This window comes from Pseudomonas protegens, assembly GCF_003732485.1.
Classification (GTDB): domain Bacteria; phylum Pseudomonadota; class Gammaproteobacteria; order Pseudomonadales; family Pseudomonadaceae; genus Aquipseudomonas; species Aquipseudomonas protegens_B.
In genome coordinates, this window is sequence record NZ_MOAK01000036.1 from 72,889 (window position 1) to 90,044 (window position 17,156).

10 protein-coding genes are annotated in these 17,156 nt (G+C 63.4%); 5 read left to right on the forward strand and 5 right to left on the reverse strand.

All coding sequences use genetic code 11. The annotated features are described in order from the left end of the window. Positions 1–115 precede the first annotated feature (115 nt). From BLX41_RS07265 to BLX41_RS07285, 5 genes are all read right to left on the reverse strand, one after another. Positions 116–1,399, reverse strand: coding sequence for an MFS transporter (locus tag BLX41_RS07265; RefSeq protein ID WP_123724338.1), 1,284 nt, complete (start codon positions 1,397–1,399; stop codon positions 116–118). 21 nt (positions 1,400–1,420) lie between these two features. Continuing rightward, positions 1,421–2,359 (reverse strand): LysR substrate-binding domain-containing protein, encoded by a 939-nt coding sequence (locus tag BLX41_RS07270; protein ID WP_123724339.1) that lies wholly within the window; start codon positions 2,357–2,359, stop codon positions 1,421–1,423. Positions 2,360–2,436: 77 nt separating this feature from the next. Continuing rightward, the gene (locus tag BLX41_RS07275; protein ID WP_123724340.1) at positions 2,437–4,443 is read right to left on the reverse strand and encodes a CocE/NonD family hydrolase; all 2,007 of its coding nucleotides are present in this window, start codon (positions 4,441–4,443) and stop codon (positions 2,437–2,439) included. Positions 4,444–4,503: 60 nt separating this feature from the next. Then, entirely contained in the window at positions 4,504–5,805 is a 1,302-nt protein-coding gene (locus tag BLX41_RS07280; protein WP_123724341.1) for an OprD family porin, read from the reverse strand. Next, on the reverse strand, positions 5,802–7,400 hold the full coding sequence (locus tag BLX41_RS07285) for a BCCT family transporter (protein WP_123724342.1): 1,599 nt from the start codon (positions 7,398–7,400) through the stop codon (positions 5,802–5,804). The genes BLX41_RS07280 and BLX41_RS07285 overlap by 4 nt, the downstream gene beginning before the upstream one ends. Before the next feature lie 612 nt (positions 7,401–8,012). Between BLX41_RS07285 and BLX41_RS07290 the strand changes: the two genes are divergently transcribed. The 5 genes from BLX41_RS07290 to BLX41_RS07310 all read left to right on the forward strand — a co-directional run. Next, positions 8,013–8,804, forward strand: a complete 792-nt coding sequence (locus BLX41_RS07290; protein WP_123724343.1) for a YfaP family protein — start codon at positions 8,013–8,015, stop codon at positions 8,802–8,804. Positions 8,805–8,841: 37 nt separating this feature from the next. Then, positions 8,842–10,554 carry a DUF2138 domain-containing protein gene (locus tag BLX41_RS07295; RefSeq protein WP_123724344.1) on the forward strand — a complete coding sequence of 571 codons (1,713 nt, stop codon included), beginning with the start codon at positions 8,842–8,844 and terminating at the stop codon, positions 10,552–10,554. Next, positions 10,539–11,198, forward strand: coding sequence for a DUF1175 domain-containing protein (locus tag BLX41_RS07300; protein WP_102882362.1), 660 nt, complete (start codon positions 10,539–10,541; stop codon positions 11,196–11,198). Before BLX41_RS07295 ends, BLX41_RS07300 begins: the two co-directional genes overlap by 16 nt. Next, the gene (locus tag BLX41_RS07305; protein WP_123724345.1) at positions 11,195–15,772 is read left to right on the forward strand and encodes an alpha-2-macroglobulin family protein; all 4,578 of its coding nucleotides are present in this window, start codon (positions 11,195–11,197) and stop codon (positions 15,770–15,772) included. The genes BLX41_RS07300 and BLX41_RS07305 overlap by 4 nt, the downstream gene beginning before the upstream one ends. 1 nt (position 15,773) lies before the next feature. Continuing rightward, positions 15,774–17,156: DUF2300 domain-containing protein (locus BLX41_RS07310; protein ID WP_259744516.1), on the forward strand; the 1,383-nt coding region annotated here is incomplete at its 3' end.

Here is a 17,156-nt window from a genome sequence, read left to right on the forward strand (position 1 = left end):
CGGTAGTGAAGAGGGCCGGCTTCGTAGATGTCGTCTCAATGACCGGCACCGGGCTGCCAGGGCAAGGACAACCCCCTTGCCTTGGACTCAACATACAACGCCGCTCGGATTTTGCTCAGCGAGCCGTTTCCCCCATGGCCCCTTCGTTGATCACCAGTTCTTCGGGCACTTCGTCTACCCGTGGGTCCAGGGTGGCGGCCAGTACGCTGATCGGATGTTCCGGCATGGCTACGTGTTGCAGCGGTGCGCCCTCGACGAGAAACTCCCTGGTGACTCGGCTCGGCTGTACCCGCCATATCAGCAGCAGGGCACATAGGGAAAACACCATATAGAAGGCGTTGTGGCCGTAGAGGTTCATCAGCGCACCGCACAGCAGCGGCCCCAAGCAGGCCCCCACGCCGTGGGTGGCCAGGAGCATGGCGCTCAGAGCCACGCGCTGAGGTTGTTCAATGTTGTCGTTGGCCAGGGCCACTGCCAGCGGATAGAGGGTGAACAGCAGCAGCCCGCTGAGGAAGCCGAACAGCAACAACAAGGTAAACGACAAATCAAACAGGCCCCACAAGGGGATCGAGACCAGGCACAGAGTTACCGCACAGGCGCGGATCAGACGCGAACGGTCGATGCGATCCGACAGCCAGCCGATCGGCCACTGACCACAAAGACCGGCGAAGATCGCCACGGCAACGAAAGTGCTGGACTGAGCCGTATCCAGGCCGCTCAAGGTAATGAATACCGGTGCTAGGGCGTAGAAGGAACCGACCATCAGTCCCGTGATGAATACCGTGCTCAAGGCTTGTGGCACGCGTCGCCAGAAAAAGCGGATCTGCAGCGGCGCCGCCACTAGCTTGGCTGGGTGCAGGCGCCGGGTCAGAGCCACTGGCAGCAGGCACGCGGCAAAACACAGGGCGACGATCAGCAGCGGCTTGAAGTCCAGTTCCGGGCGCCAGATCAGTACGCTCTGGCCGAGGATCAGTCCCAGGGACACCGCCACCATGTAGCCGGCGAACACTGCACCTCGCTGGTTGTTGTCCGCCTGCTCGTTGAGCCAGCTCTCGATCACCATGTATTGGTTCATCATCACCAGGCCTGTGATGAAGCGCAGTGTTAGCCACAGCCACAGATCCTCAAACAGCACATGCAGCAGGACAATCATTGTTGCCGCGCCGGCGCAGGCCACGTAAGAGCGGATGTGACCGACGGCAGCGATCATCTGGTGGCCGAATTTTGCGCCGCAGACCATGCCGGCGTAGTAGGCGGCGGTCAGGCCGCCGATCCATAGTTCTTCGACGCCGTCACTGGTCAGGCGCAGGCCGATGAAACTGAAGAACAACCCGTTGCCGGTAAGCATCAGGATGGTGGCGCAGTACAGCGCAGGGAACGTCAGCAGAGTCAGGTTCATAAAGTCGTCAGGCGGTGGCGGTCAAGGACCGGTTTCGTTGGAAGGTGTGGTGTGTTCCAGCAGCCACTGGCGAAATCGCCGTACGGCAGGGGGGGGATTGCGGTGGTGTGGTTGCATCAGGTTCAGGCGCCCACGGCTGGGCATGCAAAAGGGCAGCGCTCGTTGCAGGCGTCCGGCGTCCAGCTCGCCCTGCAGCAGGCTTTCCCAGCCCAGGGCCACGCCCTGGCCCATGACCGCCGACTGCATCAGCAACTGGTAGCTGTTGGTGCGCAGGGCGTGCCGCGGTGAGTGGTAGGTGGCGCCCACGGAGCTGAACCAGTCGGCCCAGGTCAGCCAGTCGTGATAGTGGTCTTCGACGATCAGCAGGCGATGTTCTTCCAGTAGGTGCTGCGAATCGCGAATCGGCCCCTTACGGCTCAGGTAGTCCGGGCTACAGACGCTGATCACCTGCTCGCTGGCAAATACCGGGGTCAGCTCCAGGCCCAGGGGCGCCGGCAGTTCGTCGAGGTGATAGAACAGTCCCAAGTCGTACTCGCTGACGTCCAGGTGCAATGGGCTTTCGCTGCACAGGATACGGATGTCCAGGTCCGGGAACAGGTTCTGGAATTGCGGCAGCAGGCGCGCCAGCCAGATCGAGCTGATGGTCGGGGTGCTGGCCAGAGTCAGTTGGCGTTCGGCGCCGCGTCGGCGCAGCTCGGCAGACTCGCGGTCCAATTCCCGGAGCAGGCGCTGGATGGTGCGAAAGTAGCGCTCGCCGGCTGGTGTCAAGCTGATGCCCAGGGTGTGCCGGTGGAACAGTGGGCGGGCGAGGTTTTCCTCCAGGCGCTTGATCTGGCGGCTCACTGCGCTCTGGGTCAGGTTCAGTTCCTGGGCGGCCCGGGTAAAGCTCAAGTGACGGGCCACGGCCTCGAATGGCTGCAGGCAGTTGAGGGGCGGAAGATCGACGTTTCGACGTGACATACGGGTACCAGTCTGCAGGGGCGGGCGCTGCTATCAGCGGGCCGCCATGTCTCAGAGATTGGGCATCCTGCCACGCTTTACAGGGTGGATCGGGCGATCCGTTTCTGCCACTGGCGATGGTGAGTCTGTTGGCCATCGCAGCGTGCAACCTGTTCGGCTTCCAGGTAGAACCACTGGGCGTCGGCGTGCAAGTGCAAGGTGCTGTCCACCTCTACCGACCATGAGTTGCGACCGACGCGGTAGCTCCATTGGATGTCTGCCTGGGTCGACAGCGGGTCCCAGGGCAAGGTGCGATATTGTTCGGTACAACGCTGGTCGACCCACAGGCCATGATCGAGAAAACGCATGGCGCCCAAGTCGTCGTCGATACGCACGCAGACTTCGCCGCTGCCCACATCCTCGCTGAGGGTGCGCTTGGGGGTCGCGGCGCGGATGATTTCGAGGTTGGCCGGCGGCGCGCTTTGCGGGGCTTCAAAAGGACAATCCAGCGGTTCCCCGGTAAACACCGGCAGTTGCACGCTTTGCACTTCCGGCAGCAGGGTCAGGGTGGTCAGCTCGCGGCTTGGCCACAGCAACGGGAAGCTGGCCGTACTCAGCGCCAGGCGTAGGCGATAGCCGGCGGGCAGGCGATAACCCACGTAATCCAGATTGAAGCGCACCTGCAACGGTTCACCGGGCACCGGTGAATTGGCCACGGCAAAATCATCCCGCAAGTTGAGGTTCAGGGTGCCGTAGGTGATTTGTGCCACCTTGCCATCCGGGGCCACGGCATTCAGCCGGGCAACGATCTGTCCGCAGGGCTTGTCCGACGTCAGGCGCAGGTCGAGACGCACATCACCCAGCAGGGCCATGGGCTGCTCCAGAGGCGCGCTGTCGAAGCACAGCGAGTGGGCGTCATCTCGACGCTGATCGGTAGGGCCGTCCGGCCCGAACCAGATGGCGCAGTATTCACCTTGGTGCAGGCCAGTGGTCAGGGGCGAGCAGACGCTGCGTTGCTCGCTCAAGCCCTGGATGCCAACCACCAGTGCGTTGTCGTTGAGGCTGAAGTCCTGCCACTGCACCTGTGGATCAGGCCAGCCGGCGGTCTGTACCCAGACGCCCGGGCGTTCGACGTAGCTGCCCTTGGGCGCCACGGCATCCTGTAAGTAAAAGGTACAGGCCGGCTCGTCCATCACCCCGTTGTCGATGCCCTTGAGCCAGTGGTCCCACCAGCGCTTGGCTTCCTGGAGAAACCCAATGGCCGGGTTGGGCACGGCAAAGTGCGGGTACTTGTGAATCCACGGCCCGAGCATGGCTTTCTTCGGGCTGCTCAGGTGCTGCATCAGCCGAGGCACACTGTTCTTGTAGGCATCGCCCCAGCCACCGACGCAGTACACGGCGGCCTTGATCGCCGCATAGTCCTCGCACACCGAGCCCTGGCGCCAGTAATCGTCGCGGGTCTGATGCTGCAGCCAGGTTTCGGCAAGCATCGGCATGGCATCCAGGCGCTGTTGCCAGAGGGCCTGCCATTCATCTACCAGCAATGGGTCCGGTACGGCGGCACTGAAGTTGAGCATGGTCGCGGCCCAGCCCTGGTTCTCCATCAGCAGGTTGCCGCCTTTGTAGTGGATGTCATCGGCGTAGCGGTCATCGGTGGAGCACAGGGTGATGATGGCTTTCAATGCCTCGGGCTGCAGGGCCGCCACTTGCAGGCTGTTGAAGCCGCCCCAGGAGATGCCCATCATTCCCAGATTGCCGTCGCACCAGGGCTGCGCGCACAGCCAGTCGAGCACTTCTAGGGCGTCCTGCTGTTCCTGGGGCAGGTATTCGTCGGCCATCAGCCCCTGGGACTCACCGTTGCCACGCATGTCTACCCGCACGCAGACGTAGCCCTGCCCCGCCATCCACGGGTGGGTCAGGGCATCGCGCACCGCAGTGCCGTCGCGCTTGCGATAGGGCAGGTATTCGAGGATTGCCGGGTAACGCTTGGCCCCGGCATCGGCCGGTTGCCAGATGCGCGCTGCCAAGTGGGTGCCGTCACGCAGCGGAATCAGGCAGTGTTCGATCTCGCGGATCGGATGGGGGAATTCGTGGATAACGTCCATTCGACACTCCAGTCGATAAAGGGCCCACCGCCCGGGTTGGCCGGGCGGCGAGCGGGGCAATCAAAGCAGGCTGAAGGGGTATTCGGTGATCAGACGGATGTGATCGACATTGCCGTCCGAGGTGCCGCGGATGCGATGGGTGCCTTGGCGCAGGGTCAGGGACAGGTCCTTGGCCAGGCCGCTCTGCACCACGTAGCGCACGTCGATATCCCGCTCCCAGTGCTTCTCGTTGTCGGCGTAGTAGCGGTAGGGGCTGTCTAGCGGCACACGCTGGCCGTCGACATGGCTGCCGCGGATATAACGAGTATTGAGCGACAGGCCGGTCACGCCCAGGGGCGTGAAGTCGAGCTTGTAGCCCAGGCTCCAGGAGCGTTCGCCGGGACCGTTGAAGTCGGCGATCAGCGAGGAGTTGGCCAGGTAGATCGAGTCGTGGAAACCACCACCGTCCAGAGCCACGTAGTCGAACGGCTGATTACCATGGATGCGCTGGTGGGCCAGGGTGAAAGTCTGCGGGCCGCTCTTGAAGGCCAGCGCCGCCGACCAGGCAGTGACCGCGATATCCCCGGCCAGGGCCTGGCCGTCATCCAGGGAGCGGTAGAGGTTGAGGTCCAGGTTCAGGCTGCGGTAAGCCTCGGCATCCAGTGGCTGATCAAGGTTCAGATTGACGTAGTGCTGGCGCCACAGGTCTTCATAGCGTGAGCTGTAGAGGCCCATCCCCACCTGCGGGTGCAGCTGGTAGGTGCCTCCCAGGTAGTTCACGTTACCGCCTTCGACCCCGGCATAGCCGGCGTAGAAACCGCCGCGATGGCCGGTCTGGTTGAAGTCCCTGGCCGCCGTGAAGTGTCCACCTTCCAGCAGCAAGCCTTCGATCTCGCGGCTGCTGAAGGCAAAGCCGGTGGCGGTGGCCGGCATGATCCGGCTGTCGGCCAGGGCCAGTACCGGGTTCTGCGGGCGCAAGTCGCCATATTTGAACTCGGTATTGGACCAACGCATTTTCAGCGCCGCACCGGCGGTGGCCGACTCATCGCGGCTGCGCCCGTCACCATCGCTGACCAGCAATTGAGTGCGCGCCCGTCCGCCGCCACTGTCGAGCTTGGTGGCGAAATAGGCGTGGGCATCCAGGCCAAAGCCCAGCGTGCCTTGGGTGTAGCCGGAGCGATAGTCCAGTTGCAGGCCCTGTGCCCACTCGCGGCCATCCTTGTCGCGGTCGCGATAGTCGTTGTTGCGGTAATAGTTGCGTACCAGGCCCTTGAGCTGGCTGTCTTCGATAAAGCCTCGGGGCTGTTCCTGTGCGGCTTCGACCAGTAATGGGCAAAGCAATGCCAGGCCTGCGCTTTGCAGGCTGAGATGACGAATGTTCATACCGTGGGCTCCAGAGCGATATCAGGCGCATGTGCGCTGCTGTTCGAGGGGGGCGTCACCGAGTCGTGTGGGGTGACTGGCAGGGACAGCAGGGCCGGATTCCTCAGCCAGATGATCAGGGCGCTGCTGGCCAGCAGGACGATGATCATCCCGGGCAAGCCGCCGAGGTTGGAAAGCATCTTCACCCCGTCGATGCCGACGAAGGCCACCATGACCCAGGACACGCTGCCGATGATCACACCCCAGACGACCTTGAGCAGCGGGCTGCCGTCGAGGTCGGAATCGGCGGTGACCCCGCGGCTGCACAGGTTGCCGATCACGTCGGTGCTGGAGTCGGCGGCGGTGACGAAGGAGATGAAGGCAATGAACAGCAGGAAGGCGATCATCAGGCCGGCGGCCGGCAGTTGCTGGAACATCTGGTACAGCACATGTTCCACCCCTTGCTCGTTGAGCACGCGATTGAGCATGCCGGAGCCCTGGGCGTCGAAGTACAGGCTGCAGCCGGAGAAGATGCAGATCCACAGGGCGGTGAACAGCGCCGGATAGAGCATGTTGATGTGGATGAACTCGCGCACCGTGTAGCCGCGGCCGATCTTGCCGAGGAACAGTGCGCTGACCGGGGCCCAGGCGAACCATACCGACCAGTAGAACACCGTCCAGCTCTGGGGCCAGGTGTCGCCGCTGGCCGCGCCGGTGAACAGGCTGCGACTGAAGAATGTCTGCAGGTACACCCCTAGGGACTCGACGCCGAGGCTGAGGATGTATAGCGTCGGGCCGCAGACCAGCACGAACAATCCCAGGGCCAGCATGATCCAGGTGTTGAAGGTGGAGAGCTTGACGATGCCCTTCTGCAGGCCGCTGGCGGCCGAGGCCACGAAGGTGATTACGATCACACCAATGATCAGCGCCAGGCGCAGGGGCGTGGTTTCTCCGCCAATGTACTGGCTGAGCCCGCCGGACAGGGTCAGCGCCCCGGTGCCCAGTGACGAAGCCATGCCCGCCACCAGAGCGAACATCGCCAGGGTGTCGATCATCCCGGCGTAGCGCTTGACCCGCTCGGCGCCGATCAGCGGTTGCAGCATGGCGCCGATGGAGAAGTTGCTGCGCAGGTTGTAGAAGGCCAGGGCGAACACCAGTGATGGCACCAGGTAGATGGCATAGGGGGTCAGGGTCCAGTGCAGGAACATGGTGGACATGGCGAAGCTGGTAGCTTCGGGGCTACCGGCGGCGATCTTCAGGCTGCTGGGCGGACCATACAGGTGATAGAGCGGCTCGGCGGTGGTCCAGAACAGCACGCCAACCGCCAGAGTGGTGCACAACGCGACCATGAACCAGCGCCATTTGCTCAGCAGAGGCTTGGCATCTTCACCGCCAATGCGCACCCGCCCGAGGGGCGAGAAGTAGACAATCGCGGTCAGTACCACGAGGAAGAACGAGCTGGCGCTGAACAGCCAGGAGAAGTTGTCGAGGAGCATCTGATTGAGCATTTTGCTCACGGCCAGAAAGGCCTGCAGATCAAGGTAGCTGGCAATCACTGCCGCCAGCAGAATTAGAAAAGTAGGCCAGAAGACCAGGGGCCTTAACGGATACTTCATGAGTGAGGCGCTCCCGTTGATTGTTTTTTTTATGGCCAGGCGAGGCGTCAACAGCACTGAACGGCTTGTCCGTCAGCGTGATGTGCAATCCTGCGGCGCTCCTAGATAAGCGTTTCCCGGTGTGGCGAAGCAATCGATGAATAGGTATGGGGTCATTCCATGGGGGAATGTGCGACGTCGTGTAAAGGTCTGCTCGACCGGGGGCACCATTTCCGCCAAAGAGGCGGTCTAGAGACCTTGCCGTGGTTCTGGCAGATACCACCTGATAGACACTGGCGAAGTGCTGGTTCGCTTGGGAAGAAGCGGTGGTTTTGAGCAGATTCGTACTCGAACTAAGGACCCTTCCTGCAGGCTGAGGGTGTTCGCCGGCAATCGCTGATTCACGGTAGGAAATCTACCGGGTGATGTCGCCGTAATGGCACCTGCGGCGCGGGTTTCAGGGCATTGCCAATTCCCTCGCAAAATCCCTTTTCGCCAATTGTGCAACAGGCGCCAAGTCGCTAATCTGCGGCCTTTCCAATGCCTTTTGTCGCCGGGCACTCTTTCTGAATATTTGCAGCCGCGCCGAGGATCTGGCGCCAGGGTTTTCCCATGCATGGCAGGACGCACTACATGCGCGTTTTATCCTCCCTTCTGCTGACCTTGCTGGTGGCCGGGGCGGCGTTCGCCGAACCTTCCGCCGAACTTCAGGAGCCCCTGGGCGGCTGGCGCTATTCCGGACTGCTGGACCGTACCGAGCAGGACCGGGTGGCCTATCCGACTCCGCCCATCGACCGTGGCATTCAACGCAATCGCACCCTGATCGAGGGCCAGCTCAAGGCCATCGGTCATCTGCGTCAGCCCCACAGCCTGTCGGTCAACGGCAATCCGCTGAACCTCTACACCGACGAACAGGGCCGCTTCGCTCGCCCTTATGCGTTTGGCGCCGGTTCCAACAGCGTCGAAGTGCGCAGCTCCGATGGCAAGTCCCTCAAGCGCGTGCAGTTCTATGAAGCCAACCTGAACAAGACTCCACCGCGCATTCGCGTAGTGCTGGGCTGGGACGATCCCAAGGCCGAGCTGGACATGCACATCATTACCCCGGACGGTCAGCACGCGTTCTTCGGTCATCCCGGCCTGACCAACGGCGGCGGCCTGGACCCGGATGGGGTCGACGGGCCGGGCCCGGAAATGTTCACCATGACCGCGCCGCTACGGGGCACCTATCTGATCTACGTCAACTACTGGGGCAACTTCGGCAGTGGCGGGTACAACTTCGACGAAGGCAGCAATCAGAACGAGGTGATCACCTCGCAGATCAACCTGATCCTTAACGAAAACACCGTCGATGAGAAACGCGAGACCTTTATCGTGCCCATGCGGGCCATCGGCGACCTGTTGCTGGTCAAGTCTTTCAACTATTGAACATCCCGCACCACGGATGAATTGGGCTTTGTGAATCATGAGCGAAAACACAGCATCCCCGGCGGCCGGCGTCCCCGGTATTGAACAACCCGGCAGCAAGCGGCGCTGGCCGGCCCTGGTCGTGGGCCTGTGCCTGGTAGCGGCCGCCATCACGGGCGTGGGTTGCAAGCCCAAGACTCCAGTGGCTGAGCTGGCCGGCGACAAGCTGGGCCTGAGTCGCCCCGACGGGCTGCTGGAGACCCACTCCCTGACCCAATTGCCCAAGGACCTGCTGGCGGTGCCTTTCCTCAAGGAAACGCTGACCGAGGACTTCGTCTTCTACTATCAGGCCCACGTCGATCGCCTGGGCCTGATCGGCAGCCTGCGCCGGATCATCTACGAGCATGACCTGAAGTTGCAGGACAACCTGATCGAACAACTCTTCGATCAGCCGGCGGATGTGGCGCTGTGGCGTGGCGCCGACGGGCGTCTCAAGGACTTTTTGCTGGTGATGGACCGCGGTGGGCTGGCCAAGTTGCTGGAACCCTTGGCCAAGGTCGCCCTGGACGATACCCAACTGAGCAAGCTGGCGGACCTCAAGGTTGGTGGCGATGCGGTGGCTCTTTATCAGTTGAATTACAACGCCAGCAAATCCCTGGCGTTCGCCTCCCATGGCGACAAGCTGGTGGTGCTGTCCAACCCGGCCAAGCTGTATGACCTCAGTGCCGGTGCCAATGATGAACACGGCGCGGTTTCTACCGCTGCCCTGGAAGCCCTGCTCAACGGTGACAAGCTGTTCCCCGAGGCGTTTGGCCTGGAGGCGCGCAAGCCTGAAGTGCAGCAGCGGCTGGCGGTCAACGCCAGTGTCCTGGCCATGGGTTATCAGCGTTTCATCCCCAACTTCGCCGGCCTGCGCTTCGATATGGACGCCAAGGGCTGGCACAGCTACCTGGCCATGCAAGAGCAGGACAACCAGCCGGACTTCGACTTCAAACCTATCTGGCAGGCCATGCCCATGGGCGCCAGCGCCTGTGTGGCGCTGCCTTTGGCGGCAGAGCAGCAGAAGCCGCTGCTGGTCAAGCTGGGTGCCGAAGAGTCGGTGGCCCAGGCGCTGACCGAGCACATGGCCGGTACCGCAGGCCTGTGCTGGTACGCCGATTCGCGACTGTATACGCCGCTGCTGGTGGCCAGCCTCAAGGACAAGGACAATGCCAAGCTCGATGGGGATCTGGGCAAGCTGTTCGGTTCCATGGTCGGAGCCCGGGAAAGCAAAGTGCCGGAGCGCATCTTCCCGGTGGTGGAACAGCAGAACGGCGAGGTGCACCAGTGGCAGCGTCAGGTCAGTTCCAACTTCGGCCAGTACCCGGCCAAGGACGCCAAGGATCCGCAAGCCATCACCGGCCGCTCTTTCATGCAGGTCAGCCTGGCTCGCCATGGCTCGACCCTGGTGTTCTCCCTGGATGACAAGCTGGTGAGCAAGGCTCTGGACACTTTGGATAAACGCTTCCCGCCCCTGGCCGATGTGGTGCCCAAGGATGCACTGATGCCCGTGTACCTGGGGCCGCAATCCCTGGCGCAGCTGATTCAGCAGGAAACCTTCGACAGCCTGCCCCAGGACATGGAGCCAGTGTTCAACAACGCCGCGCAAACCTACCTGGTGCCCAAGCTGCGCACCCTGGGCGGTTATGGCAAGTACGCCCTGACCCTGCCCGAAGGCAGCGAGCCCAACGGTCACTGGCAATGGCTGCCCCTGCAATGGCGCGCACTGTGAGTGCATGGCGCAAAAGTCTGGGCAGCCTCGGCCTGTTGGCCCTGTTGCTGAGCAATGCCGTGGGCGCGACCCAGGCTCCGCCACTGGACGTGCAGCAGTCCCAGGTGTTTCGCGCCTGGTTCGTGCGCATCGCCCAGGAGCAACTGAGTCAGGGGCCGAGTCCGCGCTGGTACCAGCAGGATTGCGCCGGGCTGGTGCGCTTTGCCGCCAACGAAGCGCTCAAGGCCCACGACAGCAAATGGCTGCGGGCCAACGGCATGTCCAATCGCTACCTGCCGCCGGAGCTGCAACTGAGCGAAGGCCAGCGCGGCCTGGCCCAGCAGTGGCAGCAGGGCGGTGGTCAGACCGGGCCTTACGTCAACGCCATCAAGCTGATCCAGTTCAACAGCCACCTGGTCAGCCGTGACCTGGGTCAGGCGCGTCCCGGCGACCTGCTGTTCTTCGATCAGGGCGACGACCAGCACCTGATGATCTGGATGGGCCGCAACATCGCCTATCACACCGGCACCACCACTCCCACCGACAACGGCATGCGCTCGGCTAGCGTGCAGCAACTGATGACATGGAAGGACACCCGATGGATACCCGACCCCGCCAACCCCAACTTCATCGGCATCTATCGACTGAACTTCCTCACCCAATGAGCGAACCGCGTATGTCCCGTTTTCTGTTTCGCCTGACCCTGGCCTTGACCCTGCTGGCCCCCGTGGCCCTGGTCAACGCCGAAGACTCGGTGCCGTCCAGCGATTACGCGGCGGTCTCCGGTGAGAGTTTCTTCCTTCTGGCCGACAGCAGCTTCGCCAGCGATGAACAGGCCATGGTGCGCCTCGAAGCCCCGGGGCGTGACTACCGGCGTTTCCGCATGGAGCCTTACGGCGGCGCGGACATCCGGGTGTACCGGATCGACCAGCCGCTGGACTTCCTCAAGCGCCAGAAAAACCTGCACCGGGTCGTCAGTGACGGTCAGTTCAAGGGCGAGGGTCTGTCCAACACCCTGGCCTACCTGTGGGACAACTGGTATCGCAAATCCCGTCGGGTCATGCAGCGCGCCTTCTCCTACGAGTCGCGCAAGCAGGTCATCGAAGAGGTGCCGGAACTGAGGATGGGTAACTCGATGCTGGCGCCGACGCCGTACGAGGCCCAGCCGCAGTTCGCTCTGATCCCGGGGCTGCCGCTGGTGACCCAGTTCCGCTATCCGCTGTGGCAGGCCAAGCCGATCCAGCCGCCGGCCGGGGTTGATCTGTCGGGTTCCTCCAGCCAGTTCATCAACGTTGCTCCGGGCAACGTCTATATCCCGTTGGGGCAACTCAAACCGGGCCTGTACCTGGTGGAAGCCCTGGTGGGCAAGTACCGCGCCACCACCATGGTCTTCGTCTCCAACACTGTGGCGGTGAGCAAGATTGCCGGCGACGAGCTGCTGGTCTGGGCTGCGGGCAAACATGAAGGCAACTCGGTGCCCAAGGTCAACGTGCTGTGGACCGATGGCCTCGGTGTGATGAACAGCGGCGCCACCGACGAGCAGGGCCTGGTGCGCCTGAAACACGTCAGCCCCGAGCGTTCCTACGTGATTGGCGAGGACCAGGAGGGCGGGGTATTCGTCTCCGAGAACTTCTATTACGACAGTGAGATCTACGACACCAAACTCTATGCGTTCACCGACCGGCCGCTGTATCGCCCGGGGGACTGGGTGTCGCTGAAAATCGTCGGCCGCGAGTTCAAGAATGCCCGGGATTCGGTGCAACCAGGAGCCGGCACGGTCAATGTCAGCGTGCTGGATGCCGCCGGTACCGCATTGCAGAACCTGACCCTGAACCTGGACTCCAAGTCCGGCACCCAGGGGCGCTTCCAACTGCCGGAAAACGCCGTGGCCGGTGGTTATGAGCTGCGTTTTGGCTACAAGGACCAGGTCTACAGCAGCGCCTTCCGCGTGGCTGAGTACATCAAGCCGCACTTCGAGATTGCCCTGAGCCTGGCCAAGCCGGACTTCAAGACCGGCGAGCCGGTGAAGGGCAACCTGGTGCTGCTGTATCCGGACGGCAAGCCGGTGGCCAATGCGCGCCTGCAACTGAGCCTGCGGGCCCAGCAGCTGTCCATGGTGGACAACGAGCTGCAGTACATGGGCCAGTTCCCGGTGGAACTGACCAGTGCCGAGCTGACCACTGACTCCAAGGGCAGTGCCACCCTCGATCTGCCGGCGGCCAGCAAGCCGAGCCGCTACATGCTCACCGTGTTCGCCAGCGACGGTGCGGCGTACCGGGTCAAGACCACCAAGGAAATCCTCATCGAGCGTGGCGCCGCGAGCTTCAGCCTCAGCGCCCCGCAGCGTTTCAGTGCGGTCGGCGACAAGGTGCAGTTCAGCTACGCCAATCAGAACACCAGCGAGCAAAGCAAGAACCTCAAGCCCAGCGGCTACAGCTGGGTACGTCTGGAGGACCAGTCCACCGGCAATGGCAAGCTGGCCGCCGCCGACAACGGCTTCGCCCTGGCCTTCGAGCGTCCCGGCACTTACAACCTGACGCTGAAGGACGAGCACGACCGAGTGCTGGGCGGCACCAGCCATGCGGTCACCGGTGAAGGCGTGAAGGCCGTGCCGGGTACGGTGGAAATCGTCCTCGACAAGCCCGAATACAAGACCGGCGACGAAGCTCTGGTGCTGATTACCTTCCCTGAGCCGATCAACGACGCGCTGCTGTCCCTGGAGCGCGACAAGGTTGAGGCCACCGCGCTGCTGTCCAAGGGCGGCGACTGGTTGAAAGTGGAAAAGCTCAGCCCGACCCAATACCGCGCTCGGGTGCCGGTCAAGGACAACTTCGCGCCGAACCTGACGTTCTCGGTGCTCTACACCAAGGGCGGCGAGTACAGCTTCCAGAATGCCGGGATCAAGGTGCTGACACCGCAGATCGATGTGGCCATCCACACCGACAAGGAAAAGTACCAGCCGGGCGACATGGTCACTGTGGACCTGTCCACGCAGTTCGCCGGCAAGCCGGTACCGGCGCACCTGACCGTCAGCGTGGTGGACGAGATGGTCTACGCGCTGCAACCGGAAGTGGCGCCGAGCATCGATCAGTTCTTCTACCACCCGCGGCGCAATAACGTGCGTACCAGCGCCAGCCTGTCGTTCATCAGCTACGACGTGGCGCTGCCGGGCAGCCCGACGGCCCCGGGCAAGGCCAATCGCAGCGAGCGTGGAGTCAAGGTGCTGGAGCGACCGCGTCGTGAAGACGTCGACACCGCGGCCTGGCAGCCGGAGCTGGTGACCGATGGCAGCGGCAAGGCGCGCTTCACCTTCCGCATGCCGGATTCCCTGACCCGCTGGCGCATTACCGCTCGGGCCATCGCCGATGACGGCCAAGTGGGGCAGAAGAAACAGTTCGTCCGTTCCGACAAGGCCCTGTACCTGAAGTGGAGCGGCCCGACCCGCTTCCGCAGTGGCGACAAGCCGGACCTGGGGGTCTTTGCCTTCAGTCAGTCCGAGCAACCGGCCAAGGCCGAGCTGGTCATTCATTACGCCGGGGAATCCCAGCGCCTGCCGCTGACCCTCAACAGCGGTATCAACTATGTTGCACTGCCGGCCATTGCCCCGGGCAACGGCGAGTGGAGCGCCGAGCTGGTGCAGGGCGGCAAGACCGTGGATGCCCTGGCCGTGCGCCTGGTGAGCAGCGCGGCTGGCTGGCAGACGGTGCAGACCCAGAGCCTGGACGTGGTCAGCACCAGCACGCCATTGGGTCTGCCGGCCGATGCCGCAGAGATTCGCCTGCACCTGGACGACAGCCCCCAGGCGTTGTTCCGTTCTGCCCTGGATAGCTTGCTGGAATACCCCTATGGCGGCGTCGAGCAGACCGCCAGCCAGTTGCTGCCGTTGAGCGTTGCCTACCCGGCGCTGGCCAGCAACCCGCAGATCCGTGATCGGTTGCGCCTGATCATGCAGAACAGCCGCCTGCGCCTGGTGCACATGGCCGGGCCGGAAGCGGCATTCACCTGGTGGGGCGAAGAGGCCGATGCAGACGCCTTCCTCACCGCCTATGCCTACTACGCCGATTGGCATGCCAGCAAGGTCATGGACCTGAAGCTGCCACCGGAGCACTGGCAGCGGGTACTGGAGGTCTACGCCAAGCAGGCCGGCAACACGCCATTGCTGCAACGGGCGCTGATCCTGTCCTTCGCCCGTGAGATGAACCTGCCGATCAATACTCTGGTCAGGGGACTGATGGACGACCTGGCCAAGGTGGGAGCCGGTCCGGCCGCCAGCATGGATGACGACAGCAGCGACAGCCTGGTGATGGTGGACCCGGATTCGGCCCTGGGCCTGGCCAGCGCCCGGGTGCTGACAGCCGCCCTGGCGCGGGACGCCAAGGTTACGCCGCCACCTGCCTTCGTGGCGCAGTTGGAGGCTGCACAGCAACAGGTCGACATCAGCTCGCAGCCTTTTGCTCAGGCAATGAATCTGTCCTTGAAGCCTTTCGATCAAGCGACGGCGCGCGCATTGCTGCAACGTCTGCTGCCATCGCAACCGACCCTTGACCGTGCCCTGGCCCTGACCTGGCTGCAGCGTAGCGTGGCCCAGTCGGCACCGGCCGTGGCCCTGAACCCGGGGCAGGGCTGGAAACAGCAGCAGGGCGCCAGCGGTGAAAGCTACTGGCAGTGGCAAGGGGCGCAGGTGCCGACGGTACTGGCCCTGGGCACTGTGCCGGAACGTCCGCTGCGGGCCTCGGTCAGCTACCTGAGTAAGCTGGACATGGGCACGCCGTCGCCGGTGAACATCACCCGCCGTCTGTTGCGCCTGGTTCCGGGCGACGAAGCCTTCACCTTCAAGCTGGAACCGGTGGGCAACAAGCCGATCGCCAGCGACGGCCTGTACCTGGACGAAGTGATCATCGCCAACGAGGGCAACCGGCCGCTGCTGTACGGCATGCTGGAAGTGCCGTTGCCACCGGGCGCCGATGTCGAGCGCACCACCTGGGGTATCAAGCTGGCCGGTCCTGCGGGTACTGAAGCGGCGTCCCTGGAAAAGGCTCGTTTCGAACCCGGGCAGATGAGCTATTCGGTGCCGCTGGATGCGTTGAACGACAGCAGCGAAGTGCGTCTGCGGCATTTGATCCGTTTCTCCCAGAAAGGCCAGTTCAACTTGCCTGCGGCACGTTTCTACCAGGTGTATGCACCGGAGCATCAGGCTCAGGAACGTGAGCCAGCACTGGGTCAGGTCACGGTCAAATAACATGACACGGTGTTGGGCCTGGTTGTGCCTGTGTCTACTCCCTGGGTTGGTGACAGCCCAGGATGAGTCTCTGCGTCTGGCCTGGAAAGCCGCCCCGGACAGCGAGCTGGTGAGCTTGAGCAAGACTCAGGTGCTGGCTCGCGAGCCGTTGCCGCAGGATCTGCAAGCGCCCCTGGGCAGTGTCTGGAAACTCTTTGTCTACGCCTGGCTGGTGGATACCGGCGCGCAAGAACCGGCCTATGCCTGCCAGGGCAAATCCAGGGACGAGGTCTATTGCTGCACGGCGGGCGGCAGCATTGCCCGGGATCAGGCCCTGATTCGCTCCTGTGGTCTGTACTTCGAACCTCAGCGCTTGCAGCTGTCCAGCGCTGACTGGCGCGCCTACTGGCAAGAGCGCAATGCTCCGAACTGGCTGCAGGACCTGAGCCAGTTGCAGCCCGAGACCCGGGTCCCGGTGGCGCAGCTGTTGCAGGTGCTGGCGCGGTTGCCGGCCCGAGACACGGCCCGACGCGTGCTGCTGGATGTGGTGCTCAACGCCAGTGACGGCGCGGTGGTGGGAGAGGTGGGCGGACGCCTGCGAGTCAAGACCTGGAGCTGGCTGGCGGATCAGGACCCGCAGTCGCGCCAGGGCGGCTTTGCCGGTTGGCTGGTGGATGGCACGCCACTGTGGGTGGGCGGGCGCGGTACCAGCCAGCGGGTGTTGAAGGACTACGCCCAGGCCCTGAATCAGGTGCTGCCGGACAATCCGCCTGTGGATAAAGGCCGCTGTGTGGAAGTCAGTCTGTTTTCCCGCTACCCGCTCAAAAGCGTCAGCCAGAAGGGGCAGCTAGCCAAGCCGGGCGCGCTGCAAGGGGATTACCGGGTGGAATTTGCCAACGGCAACCGGCTGGATATCCACAGCGCCGGCGAATTGTTCCTGCAGCAAGACCCGGCGGCCCAACGACTGGTGGCGCGCCTGGACCGTGAAGAATATGTCGCCCGTGTGCTGCAACGCGAAGCCAGCAGTGAACCGGTAGAGGCCGCCAAGGCCCTGGCCGTGGCGATTCGCACCTACCTGTTGCAGAACGCCGGGCGCAGCGGCGAATGCCTGAGCATCGACGACAGCAGCAATCGCCAGCGGGTCGCGCCGCGCCCGGCGACAGCCCAGGCCCGGGCCATTGCCGCCTGGACCAGCGATCTGGTGCTGGCCGGTACGCAAGTCACCTACCACTCGGACCTGATTGCGCCGGACAAGCTGTCTTGGCAGCAGGCCGTGGAGCAGGCGCGCTCCGGCCAGCGCTACGACGCCATCCTGCTGCACGCCTATCCCCGGGCCAGCCTCAGCCGCTGGGACAACCCGGTGGCCTCCTGCGAACCCTTGCCGGCGGCCCAGGAGTGGCTGGGG

What these genes read in the sequence shown, in the direction of transcription:
- BLX41_RS07265 (WP_123724338.1), bottom strand. Translation starts at nt 1,399, where the DNA reads ATGAACCTGACTCTGCTGACGTTCCCTGCGCTGTACTGCGCCACCATC.
- BLX41_RS07270 (WP_123724339.1), bottom strand. Translation starts at nt 2,359, where the DNA reads ATGTCACGTCGAAACGTCGATCTTCCGCCCCTCAACTGCCTGCAGCCA.
- BLX41_RS07275 (WP_123724340.1), bottom strand. Translation starts at nt 4,443, where the DNA reads ATGGACGTTATCCACGAATTCCCCCATCCGATCCGCGAGATCGAACAC.
- BLX41_RS07280 (WP_123724341.1), bottom strand. Translation starts at nt 5,805, where the DNA reads ATGAACATTCGTCATCTCAGCCTGCAAAGCGCAGGCCTGGCATTGCTT.
- BLX41_RS07285 (WP_123724342.1), bottom strand. Translation starts at nt 7,400, where the DNA reads ATGAAGTATCCGTTAAGGCCCCTGGTCTTCTGGCCTACTTTTCTAATT.
- BLX41_RS07290 (WP_123724343.1), top strand. Translation starts at nt 8,013, where the DNA reads ATGCGCGTTTTATCCTCCCTTCTGCTGACCTTGCTGGTGGCCGGGGCG.
- BLX41_RS07295 (WP_123724344.1), top strand. Translation starts at nt 8,842, where the DNA reads ATGAGCGAAAACACAGCATCCCCGGCGGCCGGCGTCCCCGGTATTGAA.
- BLX41_RS07300 (WP_102882362.1), top strand. Translation starts at nt 10,539, where the DNA reads ATGGCGCGCACTGTGAGTGCATGGCGCAAAAGTCTGGGCAGCCTCGGC.
- BLX41_RS07305 (WP_123724345.1), top strand. Translation starts at nt 11,195, where the DNA reads ATGAGCGAACCGCGTATGTCCCGTTTTCTGTTTCGCCTGACCCTGGCC.